General features: G+C 63.1%; 13 protein-coding genes. 6 read left to right on the forward strand and 7 right to left on the reverse strand.

Going from position 1 to position 12939, the window contains the following annotated elements; genetic code table 11:
* Positions 1-8: 8 nt before the first annotated feature.
* The 4 genes from J8I29_RS05415 to J8I29_RS05430 all read right to left on the reverse strand — a co-directional run bounded on the left by J8I29_RS05415 (position 9) and on the right by J8I29_RS05430 (position 5070).
* Complete coding sequence (locus tag J8I29_RS05415; protein WP_105862700.1) at positions 9-1220, reverse strand: NADP-dependent isocitrate dehydrogenase; 1212 nt, start codon at positions 1218-1220, stop codon at positions 9-11.
* Positions 1221-1333: 113 nt separating this feature from the next.
* A complete protein-coding gene (locus J8I29_RS05420) occupies positions 1334-1978 on the reverse strand; it encodes a glutathione S-transferase family protein (RefSeq protein WP_209430867.1) in 645 nt (214 codons plus the stop codon).
* Between the two features lie 215 nt (positions 1979-2193).
* Complete coding sequence (locus J8I29_RS05425) at positions 2194-4440, reverse strand: NADP-dependent isocitrate dehydrogenase (RefSeq protein ID WP_209430868.1); 2247 nt, start codon at positions 4438-4440, stop codon at positions 2194-2196.
* A 381-nt stretch (positions 4441-4821) separates the two neighbouring features.
* A complete protein-coding gene (locus J8I29_RS05430) occupies positions 4822-5070 on the reverse strand; it encodes a hypothetical protein (protein WP_105862703.1) in 249 nt (82 codons plus the stop codon).
* A 254-nt stretch (positions 5071-5324) separates the two neighbouring features.
* Here J8I29_RS05430 and J8I29_RS05435 point away from each other — a divergent pair, with 254 nt between their 5' ends.
* The 3 genes from J8I29_RS05435 (at position 5325) to murI (ending at position 7711) form a co-directional block, all read left to right on the forward strand.
* The gene (locus J8I29_RS05435) at positions 5325-6071 is read left to right on the forward strand and encodes an RNA methyltransferase (RefSeq protein ID WP_245443389.1); all 747 of its coding nucleotides are present in this window, start codon (positions 5325-5327) and stop codon (positions 6069-6071) included.
* 73 nt (positions 6072-6144) lie between these two features.
* Positions 6145-6642: a CYTH domain-containing protein gene (locus J8I29_RS05440; protein ID WP_209430869.1), complete on the forward strand. Its 498-nt coding sequence runs from the start codon at positions 6145-6147 to the stop codon at positions 6640-6642.
* A gap of 247 nt (positions 6643-6889) precedes the next feature.
* The gene (murI, locus tag J8I29_RS05445) at positions 6890-7711 is read left to right on the forward strand and encodes a glutamate racemase (RefSeq protein WP_245196677.1); all 822 of its coding nucleotides are present in this window, start codon (positions 6890-6892) and stop codon (positions 7709-7711) included.
* 70 nt (positions 7712-7781) lie between these two features.
* Here murI and J8I29_RS30380 read toward each other — a convergent pair whose 3' ends face one another.
* On the reverse strand, positions 7782-8462 hold the full coding sequence (locus J8I29_RS30380) for a DUF930 domain-containing protein (protein ID WP_209430871.1): 681 nt from the start codon (positions 8460-8462) through the stop codon (positions 7782-7784).
* 280 nt (positions 8463-8742) lie between these two features.
* Positions 8743-9138, reverse strand: coding sequence for a hypothetical protein (locus J8I29_RS05455; RefSeq protein WP_209430872.1), 396 nt, complete (start codon positions 9136-9138; stop codon positions 8743-8745).
* A gap of 230 nt (positions 9139-9368) precedes the next feature.
* On the opposite strand from J8I29_RS05455, the gene rpsD reads away from it, so the two are divergent.
* Both rpsD and J8I29_RS05465 read left to right on the forward strand, forming a co-directional pair.
* Positions 9369-9986 carry a 30S ribosomal protein S4 gene (gene rpsD / locus J8I29_RS05460; protein ID WP_105862709.1) on the forward strand — a complete coding sequence of 206 codons (618 nt, stop codon included), beginning with the start codon at positions 9369-9371 and terminating at the stop codon, positions 9984-9986.
* Between the two features lie 291 nt (positions 9987-10277).
* Entirely contained in the window at positions 10278-10916 is a 639-nt protein-coding gene (locus J8I29_RS05465) for a glutathione S-transferase family protein (protein ID WP_105862710.1), read from the forward strand.
* A 12-nt stretch (positions 10917-10928) separates the two neighbouring features.
* On the opposite strand, the gene J8I29_RS05470 is transcribed toward J8I29_RS05465, so the two are convergent.
* Positions 10929-11855 (reverse strand): LysR family transcriptional regulator, encoded by a 927-nt coding sequence (locus J8I29_RS05470; RefSeq protein WP_209430873.1) that lies wholly within the window; start codon positions 11853-11855, stop codon positions 10929-10931.
* An 87-nt stretch (positions 11856-11942) separates the two neighbouring features.
* Here J8I29_RS05470 and J8I29_RS05475 point away from each other — a divergent pair, with 87 nt between their 5' ends.
* The gene (locus tag J8I29_RS05475; protein ID WP_209430874.1) at positions 11943-12851 is read left to right on the forward strand and encodes a DMT family transporter; all 909 of its coding nucleotides are present in this window, start codon (positions 11943-11945) and stop codon (positions 12849-12851) included.
* Positions 12852-12939 lie beyond the last annotated feature (88 nt).

Consider the following 12939-nt stretch of genomic DNA (forward strand, 5'->3'; position numbering starts at 1 on the left):
CTCCGAAATCAGGCCATGGCCTTCTTGAGGTTCTCGTCGATCTTGTCGAGGAAGCCGGTGGTCGAGAGCCAGCCCTGATCGGGGCCAACCAGCAGGGCCAGATCCTTGGTCATGAAGCCGGTCTCGACAGTGGAGACGCAAACCTTCTCCAGGGTGGCGGCGAACTTGGCGAGCTCGGCATTGTCATCGAGCTTGGCGCGATGGGCGAGGCCGCGGGTCCAGGCGAAGATCGAGGCGATGGAGTTGGTCGAGGTCTCCTTGCCCTTTTGGTGTTCGCGGTAATGGCGCGTCACGGTGCCGTGGGCGGCCTCGGCCTCGACCGTCTTGCCGTCGGGGCTGAGCAGCACGGAGGTCATCAGGCCGAGCGAGCCGAAGCCCTGGGCGACGATATCGGACTGCACGTCGCCATCATAGTTCTTGCAGGCCCAGACATAGCCGCCCGACCATTTCAGCGCCGAGGCGACCATGTCGTCGATCAGGCGGTGTTCATAGGTCAGCTTGCGCTTGTCGAACTCGGTCTTGAATTCACTGGCGAAGACTTCGGCGAAGATATCCTTGAAGCGGCCGTCGTAGGCCTTGAGGATGGTATTCTTCGTCGACATGTAGACCGGGAAATTGCGCTGCAGGCCGTAGTTGAACGAGGCGCGCGCAAATTCGCGGATCGATTCGTCGAGGTTGTACATGGCGAGCGCCACGCCGTCGCCCGGCGACTTGAACACTTCCTTCTCGATCACCGAGCCGTCCTCGCCGACGAACTTGATGGTCAGCGTGCCCTTGCCGGGGAAACGGAAGTCGGTGGCGCGATACTGGTCGCCGAAGGCATGGCGGCCGACGACGATCGGCTGGGTCCAGCCCGGCACCAGGCGCGGCACGTTGCGGCAGATGATGGGCTCGCGGAAGATCACGCCGCCGAGGATGTTGCGGATGGTGCCGTTGGGCGACTTCCACATCTCCTGGAGATTGAATTCCTTCACGCGGGCTTCATCCGGCGTGATGGTGGCGCATTTCACGGCCACGCCGTGGCGCTTGGTGGCCTCGGCCGCCTCGACGGTGACCTTGTCGCGGGTCTTGTCCCGGTTCTCGATGCTGAGGTCGTAATAATCGAGCTGGAGATCGAGATAGGGGAAGATCAGCTTGTCCTTGATCTGCTGCCAGATGATCCGGGTCATCTCGTCGCCGTCCATATCGACGACCGGATTGGCCACCTTGATCTTTGCCATCGTACAAGCCTCATTTATTGGGAAATATCGGCGCGGCTATAGCACCGCGATCCGGTCGGGGGAAGTTCGGCGGACGATGGCGCCTGTTGTTTTTGCCGGGTGAAACCAAGCAATTACTGCGGAGCTTGCGCCTGCTTGGCCTCGGCAACCAGCTTGTCGTCGATCTCACGGGCCCGGATGGCGGCGGGACGGCCGGCGATTCGCTCCCAATAGGCGGCGAGAGCCGGACGCGGCTCGATTGTCTTGAACATCAGGCCCCAGCCGACCTGCGAGCCGAAATAGACGTCGGCGGCCGAGAAGCGGTCTCCCGCGATGAACTCGTTCTGGGAGACGGCATAGTCGAGCGCGTCGATCACGTCGGCATAGCAGCCATAGCCGACCATGCGCTTGCGCTCGTCGGGGATCTCGATATTGAGGGCCTTGTTGGTCAGCGCGGCCTCGACCGGGCCGGCCGCGAAGAACATCCAGCGATAATAGAGGCCTCGCTGCGGAGACCCGGCCGGCGGCGCCAGTCCGGCCTGCGGAAAGGCATCGGCCAGATAGGCGCAGACGGCGCCGCCTTCGGTGACGACCACGCCGCGATGGGCAATGGCCGGCACCTTGCCCATCGGATTGAGGGCGAGGTAGTCGGGCGATTTCATGCTGGTGCCGAAGTCGAGGATCTCGGTGCGATAGGGCTGGCCGACCTCCTCGAGCATCCAGCGGGCAATACGGCCGCGCGACATCGGATTGGTGTAGAAGACGAGTTCATCGCTCATGGGGCTGTCCTGCTGGAAACGGTGGCGGGAGCATAGCCGTGCAACCGGATTTGACCAGGGCAAAGCCCCGCCGAGGGTTGGGAGTGTCAGCCTCCGGCTGACATCTTGGAAGCCAAGCCCTTGCGGTCCGGTAGAATGTCAGCCGGAGGCTGACACTCCGCACATCCTGCACTGCGTCACTCAAACCCGACTGTCTTGTCAGGCAAAACCCGGCCCTATGCCGCTCCCGCCTGCGCCTGCGCCAGCGCCGCGTTGAGCGTGGCGCTCGGACGCATCACGGCTTCGCATTTCTGCCGATCGGGCAGATAGTAGCCGCCGATATCGGCCGGCTTGCCCTGCACGGCCGCGAGTTCGGCGAGGATCTTGGCCTCGTCGTGCGCCAGTGTTTCGGCCAGCGGCTTGAATTGCGCCTGCAGGGCCGGGTCTTCGGTCTGGGCGGCGAGTTCCTGCGCCCAATACAGCGCCAGATAGAACTGGCTGCCGCGATTGTCCAATTCGCCGGTGCGGGGCGAGGGGGATTTCTTGTTGTCCAGGAGCTTGCCGGTTGCGGCGTCCAGCGTCTTGGCGAGCAGCTTGGCCTTGGCGTTGCCCGTCTTGATGCCGAGATCCTCCAGCGAGACGGCCAGCGCCAGGAATTCGCCCAGAGAATCCCAGCGCAGATGGTTTTCCTCCACCAATTGCTGCACATGCTTGGGCGCCGAGCCGCCGGCGCCGGTTTCATACATGCCGCCGCCGGCCATCAAGGGCACGATGGACAGCATCTTGGCGGAGGTGCCGAGCTCCATGATCGGGAACAGATCGGTGAGATAGTCGCGCAGAATGTTGCCGGTGACGGAAATCGTATCCAGGCCGCGGATCACGCGCTCGAGCGTGTAGCGCATGGCACGCACCTGGCTCATGATCTGGATGTCGAGACCGGCGGTGTCGTGCTCGGCGAGATAGGCCTTCACCTTGGCGATCAGCTGCGCCTCGTGCGGGCGATAGGGGTCCAGCCAGAACAGAGCGGGCATGCCGGAATTGCGGGCGCGCGTCACCGCGAGCTTGACCCAGTCGCGGATCGCCGCGTCCTTGACCTGACACATGCGCCAGATGTCGCCCTGCTCGACGGTCTGGCTCAGCAGCACCTCGCCGGTCGCTAGGTCGGTGATGTTGGCCACGCCGTCCTCCGGGACCTCGAAGGTCTTGTCGTGCGAGCCATATTCCTCGGCCTGCTGCGCCATCAGGCCGACATTCGGTACGGTGCCCATGGTGCGGGGATCGAAGGCTCCGTGCCATTTACAGAAATTGATCATCTCCTGGTAGATGCGGGCGAAGGTACTCTCCGGCATCACCGCCTTGACGTCCTTCAGGCGGCCGTCGGCACCCCACATCTTGCCGCCATTACGGATCATGGCCGGCATGGAGGCGTCCACGATGATGTCGTTGGGCGAGTGGAAATTGGTGATGCCCTTGGCCGAGTCGACCATCGCCAGTTCGGGCCGGTGCTCGTGGCAGGCATGCAGATCGCGCTTGATCTCGTCTTGCATGCTTTGCGGCAGGGTTGCGATCTTGTTGTAGAGGTCGACCATGCCGTTGTTGACGTTGACGCCGAGTTCGTCGAACAGCTTGCCATGCTTGGCGAAGGCATCGCGGTAGAAGATCTTCACGCAATGGCCGAAGACGATGGGGTGCGACACCTTCATCATCGTCGCCTTCACATGAAGCGAAAACATCACCCCGGTCTTGTGCGCGTCTTCGATCTGCTTTTCGTAGAACTCCAGAAGCGCCTTCTTGCTCATATACATCGAATCGATGATCTCGCCATCCAGCAGCGAGACTTTGGGTTTCAGGACGATGGTCTTGCCGCTGTTGGTGACCAGCTCCATCTTCACGTCGCGGACCCTGTCGAGCGTCATCGATTTCTCGCCATGGTAGAAGTCGCCGTCATGCATGTGCGAGACATGCGTGCGCGAGGCCTGGCTCCATTCGGCCATGCTGTGCGGGTTCTTGCGCGCGTAGTTCTTCACAGCCAGCGGCGCGCGGCGATCCGAATTGCCCTCGCGCAGCACCGGGTTCACGGCGCTGCCGATACATTTGGCGTAGCGGGCGCGGATCGCCTTTTCCTCGTCCGATTTGGGGTTCTCGGGATAATCGGGAATCCTGTAGCCCTTGCCTTGCAGCTCCCGGATGGCCGCCGTCAATTGTGCCACCGAGGCGCTGATATTGGGCAGCTTGATGATGTTGGTGTCGGGCAGCAGCGTCAGCCGGCCGAGCTCAGCCAGATTGTCGGGAACGCGCTGTTCATCAGTCAGAAAATCGGGAAATTCGCCAAGGATGCGGCCGGCGACCGAAATGTCGCTGGTGACGACGTCGATTCCGGCGGGGGCGGCAAATGTGCGGACGATGGGCAGGAAGGCGGCGGTTGCCAATGCCGGGGCTTCATCGGTCAGCGTGTAGATGATGGTGGGGGATTTGGCGTTCATACGCTGGCTTCCTTGGCAAGTCGGAATCAGGGCGACGAAAAGCGCTCGCGCCGGTGCGTGGATCGGCACGAGTGCTCGGTAAATTTGCAGGGCGGCGTGGTCAGGGGGCGTGTCTTTCCGGCAACGGGATGACCTCGATGACTTGGCGCTCGATGACCTTGGCAGAGTTTTCCGGCGGGGTCCGCGGGTGGGGCGCACCGAAGAACTCACGCCTCGAAACTGCCACCTGCTTCGGACTTCGGCAACTGATTTGTGCCTGCGGGCTTGCGCTGCGTCATGGATGGCGGGAGGCTCGGGATCGGCACGACAAGACACTCCCGGAGCGGAGCTCGCGGGAGTGTCGGCAGATTGTCCAAGATTGATGGAGCCGGTCTATCGCAGTCAGTTGCACACTTCGCGGGTGCGATAGATGTAGCTCTGCGCATAGTCGTCCCAGACGCGGTAGCTCACTGTCCGGCAATCGTAATAGGTGGTGCTGCTATAGGTTTGGGTCACGCGGTAGGAATTGGAATAGGTGGGATAATTATAACCGCTCGCATAGCCATTGTCGCAATCGTCGGCGAAGGACGCGGCAGTCGCGGCGGTGAAGGCCGTGGCAGCGAAAGCGAGGGTAAGAAAAATCTTGCGCATGATCGTGGTCCTTTAAGCCGGGCTTCATGGCCCTTTTGATGGGAGGACCCTAGCGAAGCGGATCCGACCCGGCGGTGCGTTCGGGCACATTGGCTCGGCTGCCGATTGGCGGCGTGTATCCGCGGGAACAAGGACAGTCCTGGTTCGGCGCGTTGCAAAGGAGCTTTCATTATCCGCCGAATGGTCTATTCAGCCCGAACTTCTCCTGCTTTCGAGCCTTTTTCGTGATGTCTCAGTCGAATGCGAGCACTGCCGTGACGCCTCCCGCCGTGATCCTGGTCCGCCCCCAGCTTGCCGAGAATATCGGCATGTGCGCCCGCGCCATGATGAATTTCGGCCTCAGCGAGATGCGCCTGGTCTCCCCCCGCGATGGCTGGCCGAAGAAAGGTGCCCGCCAGGCTTCCTCCGGTGCGTCCGCCGTGCTGGACAATGCCAGACTGTTCGAGACGACCGAAGAGGCCATTGCCGACCTCAATTACGTCTTCGCCACCACCGCGCGCGAGCGCGGGCAGATGAAGGACGTCTTCGCCGCCGATGAAGGCGCCGTGAAGATGCAGGTCCTGGCGGGCGAGGGCGCGCGCAGCGGCATTCTGTTCGGGCCCGAGCGCATGGGGCTCTCCAACGACGACGTGGCCCTGGCCGATGCCATCATTTCCTTTCCGGTCAGCCCGGCCTTCACCTCGATCAATCTCGCCCAGGCGGTGCTGCTTGTCGGCTATGAATGGTGGAAGCTGGTCTCGGGCGGCAAGGCGCCGATCGCGCCCACCCGCAGCTCCCCGCCGGCGACGCGCGAACACATGCTGGCCTTCTTCGATTATCTGGAGCGGGAACTCGACGCTGTCTCCTTCTTCTATCCGCCCGAAAAGCGCGAGGTGATGGTGCGCAATTTCCGCAACATCTGGCATCGGCTCGCGATGACCGAGCAGGACGTCCAGACCCTGCGTGGTGCGGTGGCCTCGCTCGTCGGCGGGCGGCAGGGCACGCGAATCAAGCGCGATTGAACCGGCGCGAACGCGAAATCCCTGTCACAGGCTCTTGCTAGGCTGTGCCCACTTCCTTCGGATTGGGTGTTTCATGGCCGTCGAGATCGAGCGCAAATTCCTTGTCCGCAACGATGATTGGCGCCGGCAGGTTCGAGGATCCGCCACGATCCGCCAGGGTTATTTCTGCCGCACGTCCCTGCTGCGGGCGCGCATCCGCATCTATGGCGACAAGGGCTTCATCACGCTCAAGAGCGAACCGGGCACGCGCAGCCGCGATGAGTTCGAGTACGAGATCCCGCAGGTCGATGCCGCCGAGATCATCCGGCGCTTTTCGATCGAGCCTCTCGTCACCAAAACCCGCCACGATGTCGACCATGCTGGAGTGCGCTGGTCCGTCGACGTCTTCACAGGTCCCAATTATGGACTGGTGCTGGCCGAGGTCGAGCTGGAGCACGAGGACCAGGCCGTTCCACTGCCCGAATGGGTCGGCGAGGAGGTGACGGGCGACCGGCGGTACGGCAATTCGAATCTGGCGCGCTTTCCCTTTGCGAGCTGGGGCGAGGAATTGCCGCCGGCCGACGCCTTGTGAGGAATTGTCGGGCGTGCCGCTTTGGGATCAAAAAAAGATCACGATCGCAACGCTTCATTCACTCATCTGGGTTTGAATAGGCGTGCGCCCGGTTGGGTAGTGCGTACGGGCAACCAATATGCAGCGATTGATTCCTGATGGTGTCGATCATTCCGAAGAGCGTCCCATGAAGGCTAGCCTTCCCGGGCAAACTAGTTTGCCCTTCAGGGTCGACCTTCTGGCTGGCACGGTTTATGGAGCTGCGGTCATGTCTGACCGCGCTCCAACTGTCCTTGTCTTTGATTCCGGCCTTGGTGGCCTCACCGTATTTTCCGAATTGCAGAAGGCGCTTTCCGGTGCGCGCTTTGTCTATGCCGCCGACGATGCCGTCTTTCCCTATGGCCGCCTTGCCGAAGACGTCGTGGTCGAACGCGTCGTCGAGGTGATGGAGCGGTTGATCCCGCGTTATCAGCCGTCTTTGGTGGTCATCGCCTGCAACACGATATCAACCGTTGTCCTCCCCGTGCTGCGCCAACGCTTCTCGGTACCCTTCGTTGGCACCGTGCCCGCAATCAAGCCGGCTGCCGCGCTGACGAAGACGGGGAGGGTGGCGATCCTGGCGACGCCGGGTACCGTCAAGCGCGACTATACGCGCGAGCTGATCCGTTCCTTCGCCGCCACGATCGAGGTGGAACTGGTCGGCGCGATGGGGCTGGCCAGCCTGGCGGAAGCCGTATTACGCGGCCAGCCCGTCGAGGATGAAGCGATTGCCCGCGAGATCGCGCCTTGTTTCGTCGATCGCGACGGCAAACGCACCGATGTGGTGGTGCTGGCCTGCACGCATTACCCGCTGGTGCTCGAAACAATGAAGCGGGTCGCCCCCTGGCCGGTCACCTGGCTCGATCCTGCCCCGGCCATCGCTCGCCGCGCTGCCGAGCTTGCCGGCTCGATCCCGCCGCGCACGGTGGTGGAGGGCGGTCTGGCCCTGTTCACCGGCGGCGCCGGACTGACCTGCGAACTCAGGGCGGCGCTTGCCGCCCGCGGCCTTCCGGCCATTGCCGTCGAAGCCATGCCGCCGCGCTGGCATTGAAGCGTTCTCCGGAAAAGTTGGCAGGCTTTTCGACCAGGAAGACGATGAGCATCCCACCGTCGTGGTAGGCTCAATCCTGCGGCTCGTCGCTGACGGGCAGGTTGAAACGGCTCCATGCGTTCCTGGGTATGGCCGCGCCGGCCTGGAACTCGAATGCTGAAACCCTGGCGAGGTCGAGGGTGAGGTTGCAGCGATATCTCAGGACGAACCACTGCCTCCGGCTCCGGAATGCCGCGCCGTCGGCTGTTACGCTCGCATCGCCCATCCTGGTTTCCGCGCGTGCATAGGCGATCGTGAGGTCGGGCTCGAGATCGTGGTTCCAGGCCCGCAACTGGGCCATGGCCTCGATGTTGCACAATTGCTCCATGCGTTCATCGCGGCCGAGGAGAGGCAGCATCTTCCTGGCCTGCCGGCTGCGTGGATCCGCGAGGGCGAGATCGGACAGGATCTTCCGGGCCTGGATCATCGCCGGTGGCGACGACGGTGGCAGGGCTTCGCTCGGCCTGGGAACCGCCACTCCTCCCTGCGGAATGCCATCGGCCGAGGGTGGCTTCGCCGGTAGCGCAGGAGGGGGCGGTGCCGGCGGGGGTGGTTTGGGAATGTCCCCGACGAATTCGACTTCGATGCTGTTTTCGGGAGGCCGGTCCAGCGGTGCGGGGCGGGGAAGCAGGAACAGCAGGGCGAGAGCGATGACGTGGAGCAGCAATGCCGCGGGCCAGCCGAGGGAGATGTCTCGATTGGTTGGAAGCACGGCGACAGGCATCACTCAGGGAGCGGCCGTGGCGATCGGCTGCAACAGCACCATGAAATCCCTCCGATGGAGGCGGGCCGGAATTTTCCGCCGGATCGACGGTCTGCACCATGACGAGGCGTTTTGTCGGAATATAGGCGAGGAACTGCCCGCGATAGCCTGCCGCCATGGACTGGCGAACCGAGTCGGCGGGCACGACGGAGCCGCCGTGCCAGCGGAACTGATTGAGGAAGAGCTGGCCGAACCGGGCGGGGTCCCCCGCGCTCTTCCGCGCTTTGCTCTATTCGACCGTCACGACGATGAAATCCTCGTAGATCTCGACATTGATCAGCGGCGATCCGTCGATGACGGCGTTGGCCGCGGAGGCGCTGATGCGGCCGCGATTGAGCATGCTTTCCAGCCGGGCGCGGTTTTCCTTGCTAGAGAAGAAGCGGTCGGATTCATCTTCCCGGTCGCGATGGTAGCCCAGGTAGAAGTTGGCGCGATCCTGCCGGATGATTGCGGCGACGGAGGTCAATCTTTCGCCGTTCGTGTTGAAATGATCCGCGCTGGAGAGGCGGGCCGTATAGGTTTCGAGCGGTGCCGCGCTGGCAAAGCTCAACGACGCCGCCAGAAATGCGGCGGAGAGAGAAAGGGTTTTCATCAAAGAAGACTCACAAGGGCCGAGTTGGCCCAAGCTACTCACCCGCCATGTAGCTGTCGAGTTGCCCGGGATACAGGGGATCGGGTGCCGTCCTGGAATTGACATGCAGCGATCTTTCGACTAAGCGAACGTCACACGCGGGGCCTTCGGGTCCCGCGTGATGTTTTACGCTCCCGTGACGGCCGGTCTCCGGCTGTCTGTCGCCCGGGTTCCGGGAGAGGAGGGCGCGTTCCTCATAACTTCGCAAACCATAGAGGACGCGAATGTCGAAGCGCCATAACGCTAAGTACAAGATCGATCGCCGCCTTGGCGAGAATATCTGGGGTCGCCCCAAGAGCCCCGTCAACCGCCGCGAGTACGGCCCGGGCCAGCACGGCCAGCGCCGCAAGGGCAAGATGTCCGACTTCGGCACCCAGCTCCGCGCCAAGCAGAAGCTGAAGGGCTATTACGGCTCGATTTCGGAAAAGCAGTTCCGCAAGATCTATGAAGAAGCCCGCCGCCTGAAGGGCGACAGCTCCGCCAACCTCATCGGCCTGCTCGAGCAGCGCCTGGATGCGGTGGTGTATCGCTCCAAGTTCGTGCCGACCGTGTTCGCTGCCCGCCAGTTCGTCAGCCACGGCCACGTCAAGGTCAATGGCCGCCGCGTCAACATCCCCTCCTACAAGGTGAAGCCGGGTGATGTCGTCGAGGTCAAGGAAGCCTCCAAGCAGCTCGTGCTGGTGCTTGAGGCCGTTGCTTCCGGCGAGCGTGACGTTCCCGACTACATCGAAGTCGATCATTCCAAGCTGACCGCCAAGTATGTCCGCGTTCCCACGCTGCAGGACGTGCCCTATCCGGTCCAGATGGAGCCGAACCTGGTCGTCGAATTCTATTCGCGCTAAGCGGATACGACCTGATACACGACAAAGGCCGCCATTTTGGCGGCCTTTTTTATTGCCGGTCGGGTTGTGCACTCTGGAAGGTCCGCAAAACGGGATGGCCGTATTGCAAAAAGATCATGCGACACGCCGGCTCAGTCGCTTATGGTCTGAACCGACGAGCCGGTGAAACAAGCAAGAACAGCGGCAGGGGTTGCACAGAACCAACAAGTAAGAGATTGGGGCGGTCTTCCCCGATCGCCGCATAATGTCGGGAGGTGGCCGGCCGCAGCCGGTCGATGCTAAGAGGTCTGTATGGTTTACACGCTTTGGGGCGAACCGGATTCCGGCTCTTTCATGGTCGAGGCCGCCTTGGCCGAGGCGGGGCAGGATGTTCATCTGATCGATATCGATCTGACCAAGGACGAGCAGCACAACGCTCAGTATCTGGCAATCAATCCGTTGGGTAAGATTCCGGCACTACGCTTCAACGACGGAACCACGATCGTACAGTCGGCCGCCATTCTACTGGCATTGAGCGAGGAACACCCCGAAGCGCGCCTGATGCCGGCGCATGATGCCCCCGACCGTCGCCATGCCCTGCGCTGGCTGATCCATGTGGCGGCTGAAATCTATCCCCTCATCGAACTCTACGATTATCCCCTGCGTTTCGCTCCGCCCGAGACGCATGAGACAGCCATGCGTTCACGCGTGCGCCAGCGCATCCGTGAGCGCTGGCAACTGGTGGAGCAGGCAGCCAGTGCCGAAGGCAGCTTCCTGTTGTCGGGCTTTTCGGCCATCGATCTCGCCATCGCCGCCATCAGCAATTGGGCGATCGGCAATGAATGGCGGGCCAAGGAATGCCCGAAGCTCACCCGTATCACCGAAACCGTGGCACAGCGGCCCGTCATCGCGCCGATCTGGCGCCGGCATTTCGGCGAGCAGGAGAATTGAGCCTACCGCTTGCTAGCCCTTCCGGCCCGGGGCAGTAAAGCTGGAGACAGCCGCCTCGTCATGACCCGCCTCGCGCAGAAGGCGCCCGGCGAGCTCCGCGGCCGGGGCTCGCAGAGCTTCGTCCGAGCGGATCAGATGAAAGGCCACGTGGTAATCGATCGTTCGGTCTGAAACCGGCACGAGGCGCCCCTCGTCGAGGGCGGCCGCCGACAGAGGCGGACGCGCCAGGGCGATGCCCAGCCCCTGGCAGCAGGCATCTATGACCAGGTTATAGTCCTCGAAACGGCGATCCTGGCCGCGCGGCACGTAGTCCACGCCTTCCGGCGCCAGCCAGCGCCGCCATCCCTCGATATTGGAATCGTGCAGGATCGGCAGCTCGAGCAGAGCCTGCGCGTCATTGCCGCGTCGCAGGCGTTCGGCAAGGGCAGGGGAGGCGATCGGGAAAGCCTTCTCCTGCCAGAGCTGGACGCCGCGGACGCCGGCCCAGGGCCCCTTGCCGCAGCGTATTGCCAGATCGCTGCCTTCGCCGAGATCCGCAAGGCGATGTTCGAGCACCAGTTCGAGATGGATGTCGCTGCCTTCCAGGCGGGCAAGGCGGGGAAACAGCCAGAGCGAGGCGACCGAAGGCGTCACCGACAGGCGCACCACGGCCTTGGCCCGGCGGGGAGACCAGCGCTCGCCGCTGTTGCCGAGCAGCGCCAGGGCTTCCTCCGTCCGGGCGAAGAAACGCATGCCCTCCGGCGTCAGGTTGACGCCGCGGGCCTTGCGCTCGAACAGGCGCACGCCCATCCAGCGCTCCAGGCGCGACACCTGGCGGGAGACGGCGCCATGGGTGACGCCGCTCTCCTCGGCCGCAGCCGAGAAGGAGCCGAGACGTGCCGCGCGCGCGAAGGTTTCGAGGGTATCGAGCGGTGGGAGACTGGGCGAGCTGTGAACCATAGACACAGAAGATCATTGATTGAGGTGCTTTTCAAGCACGCCGAAGGGGGATAGGTCACGGGGGGCACTGAGAGTCGGGAGACGATGATGAGCAGCATGGCCTGTGAAGCCGAGGCAGCCAGCAAGAAGAGTAGATTTGATGCGGTTGCCTTCGGCGCCATCCTGGTGACCATTCTCTCCTGGGCCTCGTCCTTTGCGCTGATCCGTGTGTGTCTGACGGCTTTGACCCCGATGGAACTGGCCGCAGCGCGCTATGTCGCGGCCGGCGCCATCGGCCTGGCCTATCTGGCGGCGGTGCGCCCGCCCATGCCGCTGCCGCGGGACTTCCTGCGCCTTGCCATTGCCGCCATATTGTTCATTGCCGTCTATGCCGTGCTGCTCAATACCGGCGAGCAGACCGTGCCGGCCGGCCCCGCCAGCTTCATCATCAACACCATGCCGGTGCTCACCGCCCTGATTGCGATCTTCGCCCTGGGCGAGCGTTTCGGACGCTGGGGCTGGGTCGGTACGGCGACCTCCTTCGCCGGCGTCGCTCTCATCGCGGTGGCGACGGATACGGGTTTCAAGCTCGATCCCAATGCGTTGATGATCTTCGGTGCCGCCGTCTGCGCCGCCGTGGCCAGCGTGTTGCAGAAGCCGCTGCTCGGGCGCTTTCCGGCCCTGGCGATCACCGCCTGGATCCTGTTCATCGGTGCCTTGCCGCTGCTTCCGGCGGTACCCGCCACGCTCCGGGCCTTGGCGGTCGCCCCTGCCGAGGTGAACTGGGCTGTCGCCTATCTGGTGATCTTCCCGACCGCGATCGGCTATGTCACCTGGGCCATCGCCCTCAAGCGCCTTTCGGCGGCACGGGCGTCCAACTTCCTCTATGGCGTGCCACCGACGGCCACGCTGATCGGTTTCCTCTGGCTCGGCGAGGTGCCGACCCCTGTCGGCATGCTGGGCGGCGCGCTGGCGATCCTCGGCGTGGTGATCGTCAACGTCATGAAGGGGCGTTAGATCGCCTTCCAGAAAAGTTGACAGACTTTTCGATTAAGAAAACGCATCAAGACAAAGAGCTAGAGAACGTGCGATTCAGAGAAATCGC

Origin of the sequence: Labrys sp. LIt4 (assembly GCF_017813775.1) — a bacterium.
Classification (GTDB): Bacteria; Pseudomonadota; Alphaproteobacteria; order Rhizobiales; family Labraceae; genus Labrys; species Labrys okinawensis_A.

Coding starts and splice junctions, on each gene's coding strand:
- J8I29_RS05465 (WP_105862710.1), top strand. CDS start 10,278: ATGGTTTACACGCTTTGGGGCGAACCGGATTCCGGCTCTTTCATGGTC.
- J8I29_RS05415 (WP_105862700.1), bottom strand. CDS start 1,220: ATGGCAAAGATCAAGGTGGCCAATCCGGTCGTCGATATGGACGGCGAC.
- rpsD (WP_105862709.1), top strand. CDS start 9,369: ATGTCGAAGCGCCATAACGCTAAGTACAAGATCGATCGCCGCCTTGGC.
- J8I29_RS05425 (WP_209430868.1), bottom strand. CDS start 4,440: ATGAACGCCAAATCCCCCACCATCATCTACACGCTGACCGATGAAGCC.
- J8I29_RS05470 (WP_209430873.1), bottom strand. CDS start 11,855: ATGGTTCACAGCTCGCCCAGTCTCCCACCGCTCGATACCCTCGAAACC.
- J8I29_RS05440 (WP_209430869.1), top strand. CDS start 6,145: ATGGCCGTCGAGATCGAGCGCAAATTCCTTGTCCGCAACGATGATTGG.
- murI (WP_245196677.1), top strand. CDS start 6,890: ATGTCTGACCGCGCTCCAACTGTCCTTGTCTTTGATTCCGGCCTTGGT.
- J8I29_RS05430 (WP_105862703.1), bottom strand. CDS start 5,070: ATGCGCAAGATTTTTCTTACCCTCGCTTTCGCTGCCACGGCCTTCACC.
- J8I29_RS05475 (WP_209430874.1), top strand. CDS start 11,943: ATGAGCAGCATGGCCTGTGAAGCCGAGGCAGCCAGCAAGAAGAGTAGA.
- J8I29_RS05420 (WP_209430867.1), bottom strand. CDS start 1,978: ATGAGCGATGAACTCGTCTTCTACACCAATCCGATGTCGCGCGGCCGT.